Annotated in this window: 5 protein-coding genes; all 5 read right to left on the bottom strand. The window is 42.4% G+C overall.

The features are described 5' to 3' along the window. Nucleotides 1-52: 52 nt before the first annotated feature. The 5 genes from RDS42_RS11865 to RDS42_RS11845 all read right to left on the bottom strand — a co-directional run bounded on the left by RDS42_RS11865 (nt 53) and on the right by RDS42_RS11845 (nt 5,447). Nucleotides 53-982, bottom strand: coding sequence for a S1 RNA-binding domain protein (locus tag RDS42_RS11865; RefSeq protein ID WP_004223626.1), 930 nt, complete (start codon nt 980-982; stop codon nt 53-55). 25 nt (nt 983-1,007) lie between these two features. Further along, the gene (locus RDS42_RS11860) at nt 1,008-3,008 is read right to left on the bottom strand and encodes a VirD4-like conjugal transfer protein, CD1115 family (RefSeq protein WP_308783846.1); all 2,001 of its coding nucleotides are present in this window, start codon (nt 3,006-3,008) and stop codon (nt 1,008-1,010) included. Then, a complete protein-coding gene (locus tag RDS42_RS11855) occupies nt 2,998-4,104 on the bottom strand; it encodes a hypothetical protein (protein WP_308783845.1) in 1,107 nt (368 codons plus the stop codon). Before RDS42_RS11855 ends, RDS42_RS11860 begins: the two co-directional genes overlap by 11 nt. 139 nt (nt 4,105-4,243) lie before the next feature. Then, nucleotides 4,244-4,909 (bottom strand): DUF6100 family protein, encoded by a 666-nt coding sequence (locus RDS42_RS11850; RefSeq protein ID WP_175443009.1) that lies wholly within the window; start codon nt 4,907-4,909, stop codon nt 4,244-4,246. Nucleotides 4,910-4,916: 7 nt separating this feature from the next. Further along, nucleotides 4,917-5,447 carry a DUF5697 family protein gene (locus RDS42_RS11845; protein WP_215679871.1) on the bottom strand — a complete coding sequence of 177 codons (531 nt, stop codon included), beginning with the start codon at nt 5,445-5,447 and terminating at the stop codon, nt 4,917-4,919. Between the last annotated feature and the right edge of the window lie 140 nt (nt 5,448-5,587).

Here is a 5,587-nt window from a genome sequence, read left to right as displayed (position 1 = left end):
AATTTATATAGAGAGTACTATGTTCTTAATTCTTTTTTAGGAGACTATCTATTTATAAATTCTGTTTAATAATCCGAGTGATAATTCCCACTGCAACATTCCGATCTTCGTCAATATGTGTCACAACAAAGGACACCTTATCTTTCTTTCCAACGGTGCGGCTGTCGTAGCAACTGTGAGCAATGGCGTTGACACCCAGTTCTAACCGGACGAAAACTGTTCCTTTGTGGATATCTTCCACCGTTCCGGCATATTTTCCCTGTACCCGACAATTTTTCAGATTTTCTTTGCTGGTGTTTCCTTCCACGCTTTTTACATCTGCATGGATGGAGAGCGTTTCCGGGGAATCTCCCTGGATAGTTAAGATCCGGACCAGAATATGTTCCCCTACTTGGAATCGTTCCCTGGCATCACCCAGCCAGTCAAAAGATAGATCTCTTGCAAGGATGGAAGTTTCTACACCAAAGATTTCTGCCCGGACTACTTTTTCAGCAACGGCAATGACTCTGGCTTGCACAATACGGTCTTCATGGATTTTAGTCTGCCCGGAAGAGTCCTGATCAAAATAGAAAATCTGACGTTTCTTCAGCATAGCATCTTTCCGGCTGGCAACGATGCTTCGGGATTTGGTATCCAGACCTTTGATTACAAAGTCGATTTCACAACCAAGCATATTGTTAAGGACTTTGTTCTGTCTAAGAGAGAGATCTCCGTAATCATGAGTTTCATCCTGGATCAGATTGATCATCATTTCCGAGATAGGGATGACTGCCCGATAATCTTTATAGTAAATAATTGCTATTAAGCTACCGGCTTCGGTCTTTTCAATACCTCCTAGAATGCCGGTGAGAATTTTCCGGGTACGATAGGCATTTTGGATGTCATGCCAGATTAAATCCGCCTTTGATTGAGCAGTTTCTAATACAGTATCGGAGTCAAGGGTTAAAATAGGGGTGTTCAGGTTCATTGTTTCGTTTGCCATAAATGTTATCTCCTTTCAAAATGTGTTATGACATGATGGAATCTTTATCTAAAGGAACCATGCCAGAGTCGGGGGAATCTTCTATAAAATTTTCCTGAAGGAAATCCTCCATAAAATCATCGGGAGTAGGTTCCTGATAAACGGGTTCGGATGTAAAATGTGGTTTCTGTTTTGCTATTGACGCAGAAGATGAACGGCGTTTCCTTTTGGCTGATCCGGGTGAGGGCTGTGGTCGATACTCTGTTTCTTCCGAGGACCCATTTTTGCGCCATTCAGGTATGTGTTCCGATGCTTTTCTTGGTGTCAGCTTTTTGGCATCTGGATGCAGGGTATAATCGTACTTTTCTACTTTTAGGACTTTTTGCCCACGTAGGATAACCAAAGCAGTATCAAGCGGGAGCCGCAAGATTTCATCTGGTGTTAAGAGTTTTCGTTTGCCGATAGATTTTGTCTGCCGGTATTCCGGTGTATAGTCGGATACCCGCCAGCTATTGAGCTGCTTGGCTTCGCTGCTTACCCCTACGGTCACATCGCCGCTGCGGTTGCTGATAAAGGTAGCAGTAACTTCATCTGTGCATCCCAAAAAGAGCTGGGTATCACAGTTGCCAATGATTTCCTGCCATTGGTTATAAGGATAGCGGTTCTGCATCTGGGGTAAATTCTGAAAGATGCAGGAAATGCTGAGATTCCGGCTTCGGATTACACTGATCTTCTTATTCAATTCCAGGATAGCTCCGGTGTTAGCAAGCTCATCAGCCAGTATATGTACAGCAACAGGAAGTTTTCCATCTTCTCCATATTTATCTGCATAACGGACCAGTTTGATGAAGATGAAGGTCATAAACAGGGAAGATAAAAAATCGAAGGTGCTGTCCTGGTCTGAGGTAATGCAAAAGTAAGCACATTTCTGTTTCCCTGGAAGTGTCAGATCAATCTCATCATAAGAGGTAATCTGCCGAATGAGTTTATTCTGAAATACCTGAAGTCTGGCACCCAATCCGATAATAACTCCGCTTCGCACGGTATCACTGGCTTGTTTGTAGATGCAGTAAGGAACTTTTGCTGGATGGGACACTGGGAGCAGATCAAAAAGACTGTTCAGCTCCTTTTCGGAACTCATGGTCAGCAGCTTATAAACCTGTCCAATATTTCTGGCTTCCGGCGGAAATCCCTGATCCACATAGAGAACCAGGGCTTTTAGCAGGTTCATCTCCGCATTATCCCAGAAATGATCTCCTTTTCCGGAACCTGTATTCTGGATGATGACATCTGCAAATACCTGAGCCATCGTTTCCTGTCCATTGATTTCACCCAGACAATTCCAACTATCCGAGTTTTCCGGATTGACCAGATTAAATGCTTTTACTACATAGCCCTCGTTTTCCAGATAAGCAGACATGCTTTCATAGAGTTCGCTTTTGGGATCGGTAATGATTAAACTTTCCCCGGAATTGCCTTCCTGCCCTCTGGCGACACACTGGAAAATCATATTTCTGGCAAATGCCCTGGATTTCATGGAACCGCTGGCACCATACACGGCGATATTTTTATTCATTCGTGTTTGATATGGAAGACATACGGCTTTGCCATTCAATTTTCCTAAAATGGTTCCTTTATTTTTCTTTACATCTCCGGTCAATTCCAAAACTTTCATCATTTCATCTGGAGTCATAAATCCGGATGTACCGTAGGTTCCTTTTGTAGAGTAATTTAAGTTCCGGTCATGGTCACTAATCTCCCCGTTTCTGTCATATCCCATACGCATAAGTAAAAAAGTAAGAAGCCCAAAGAGAACCAGGCAAAGAAAAATCCCATACAAATTGTATGGGAAATCAGTAAGGGCAGTATGAAAGCAGACCAATGGGTGTAAAGAAGCTGCTTGCGGATAGGTTCCGTTGCCGGCAAAGTTTCCGGCAGAAGTCCATTCCTGATAGTTTTTAATAAATTGTGCTGCGTATCCTCCGGCATACAGAGTGCAGACGCTTATGGGAAGCAAAAACAGGAACTTCCACCATTTACGGTTCATTGAAAAACCTCCTTTTAAACTTTTGAAAATCAATGCTGGAGAAGTGTATATCTGCAGTCAGGTATTTTTTCAGGCAGGGAAGCTGAAAGTCAAAGCAAATCAGGTTCCCGGATAGCCCATATACATTTAATCCAGTATTGAAGCGGTTGATACGCTGCATGTCAAAATCATACGCAAGCAAAATAGGCTTTTCCTGGCTGTCTATTCCATCATGTTCAATTGGCAGATCCTCACGCTGGGGAAAACAGTCGGACAGTAGTAGCTGATTGAGCTGCATCATACGCTGGGGTTGTACCAATAAACGGAGCAGGTATTCTCCGTAGCTGTTATTGGGCAGGAAATAGAAGTGTTCATACGAAGTATCCAGCATGAACAGTGTTTTTTTGTATCCACCGGTACTGGTCAGGAGCCGGAAAGCCATATCCATATCACTGCCAGTCATGATGGCATAAACGGTAGGCGGCCCATGGTAAGGAAGTCCCTGAAGATAGTGCTGCAAAAAAGCATTGAGCCGGACTTCCGTTTTGTATTCCCATTTTAGAAGTGTGTTTCCGGTATTATAAACAGCATAGATACAGTGAGGAGCCATCAGGATTCCTATACAACGGGAATTTTTGATTTTGGTAGTGGATGCTCCAAGATTTTTTATTTCCCTGGAAGAGTAAAACAGAGGAAGGCTTCGCACAGGAAACGTAGCCGCTTCGCCGGATTCAGAAAAAAGCAGCGGCTTTTCATCTGGAAAGAATGGGATTCCGGCATGTGAAAGCGTTAAATAGGTTTCTGCTTTTTGATGAAGGCGCAGCCGTCTTGGTAATTCACTACGTATGAGGTTGGTTTCTGCATTTCCGGTTAAATAGTTTTGAAAACGACAGGGATTTTGCGAAAGCAGCAGTTCTTTTGCCCGTTTGGTAAGGCGATAACCTCGTAGGCCATCTTTATAGTGTGTTCTTATAAGCTTACTGTGCTTTAAATCTGTAATCACCTTCTCTGCATAGGAATCACTCTCAATCAATCTGTTAAGCTGTCCGGAAGGGAATTCCCCACATAGTCCAACCATTTCCAAAAGCTGATATTTTATAGAATCGGGTTTTATCAAATAAGCATCACCTCAGTTCGATTTTTACCTATGACAGCCTATACTTGGGTAAAGTAAGGGCGGTATTAAGCATAAAAAATGCAAAGAATATGGCTTCTTTGCAGAAAAATTACCCATATCGGAAAAAGAAAGAAAAATATCAGGAAATTTCCGATATGGTTTTGATAGACGATTTTCTATTTTTCAGCCAGCCAGGAAAGATTTCCGGTTCCATTACAAAGATAACGGTGTGATCGTAATTCCCCAGTTCTGTAGTGTGATAGGAGTCGCAAAAGAGTCCCGTATCATCAACCAGAACATAGGAAGCGATAGTATCTAAAATCTGTTTGAACTCCAAATTATCGTAATCACGTATCCGTTGTAAAGAAAGGCTCTGGTCATAAATTTGACTGAAACAGACCACACATCTTTTATATAACGGAATAGAATGTTCTGTCACATAAGTCTGCAAGGCAAGGTTTAATGGCTCATGTAGAAAAGCGGTGTTGGTTCGCAATTTACGTTTGGGCAGTAGCCCTGGCATGGTAATGGAAAGAACACGATTTGAAAAAGAGATTTTGATTCCCTGCACAGCCGCAGCCTGTTTCAGATAGTCTTTCTTTCCAGTGTCAGTTGTGGTATATACCAGATTTCTGAGCTGGCAGGCAATCCTTTCAGAACGTAGGGCAGCACTGATACTCAGCTCTTCGTATTTGTCGGCATACGCTTGAATATCTGTTGTTTTCAATGCAAAAATAGTGTTGTGAAGTTTTTGGACTTCATCATCAATGCTCTGTAAACGGTCAAAAACAGTTTTGGTGTTCATACATACCTCATTTCTTTGCATAATAGCTGACAGATCCGGTAGAGGAGTCTACAAGGCAAAAGGCAATCACACCTGTGATATGGATTTTTGCAGCCTGTTCTTCCGTTTCTAATACAACCAGCCGTTTCGCATCGCTTTTTGTCTGGCTTTCCATGACATGATTGATAAGATATTCCTGTTCCTGGGGGACATAGAGGACTTCATACCACTCATCTTTAGAGAAAAAGTTCAGCTTTACAGGAAATTCACCGTCAGTATGGTACACAATGGCGTTTTTGAAGTCCAAAAGCACCCAAAAAGATGCAATCATCCCATAATCAGGATTGTTTGCAGATTCCTGGCTGTCGCAGAGAAGCCCGTTTTCCTTATCATAGATAATGCGTTTTTGTTTTACCAGACTGGTGATCAGAGATTTGATAGACTCTCTGTTTTTGGAAAAGAGCCGTAAGACCTGTTCATATTGCAGCGAATGGTAAGTCGTAATGAACCGGAGCAGTTGGGCACCTTCCCCTTGATAGATTTCATTTCTTGTTTTCATGGTAATCTCCCTTCATTATATAATAGGAATAGGTAATTGCGAAACAAGTCCGCAATTCTGATTGAAAACAGGCGAAGGCTCCTGCCATGCAGGATTCTTGGGATAGGAAGTGAAAATCGTTCATTTCTTGGCACAACAAA

This window comes from uncultured Blautia sp., from assembly GCF_902497045.1.
GTDB lineage: Bacteria > Bacillota > Clostridia > Lachnospirales > Lachnospiraceae > Blautia_A.
Note: the sequence above shows the minus strand (reverse complement) of the source record. Positions and strands in the feature narration are given on the sequence as shown.

Excerpts from the sequence above, each read along its gene's own strand:
- RDS42_RS11865 (WP_004223626.1), bottom strand. The coding sequence starts at position 982 with ATGGCAAACGAAACAATGAACCTGAACACCCCTATTTTAACCCTTGAC.
- RDS42_RS11860 (WP_308783846.1), bottom strand. The coding sequence starts at position 3,008 with ATGAACCGTAAATGGTGGAAGTTCCTGTTTTTGCTTCCCATAAGCGTC.
- RDS42_RS11850 (WP_175443009.1), bottom strand. The coding sequence starts at position 4,909 with ATGAACACCAAAACTGTTTTTGACCGTTTACAGAGCATTGATGATGAA.
- RDS42_RS11845 (WP_215679871.1), bottom strand. The coding sequence starts at position 5,447 with ATGAAAACAAGAAATGAAATCTATCAAGGGGAAGGTGCCCAACTGCTC.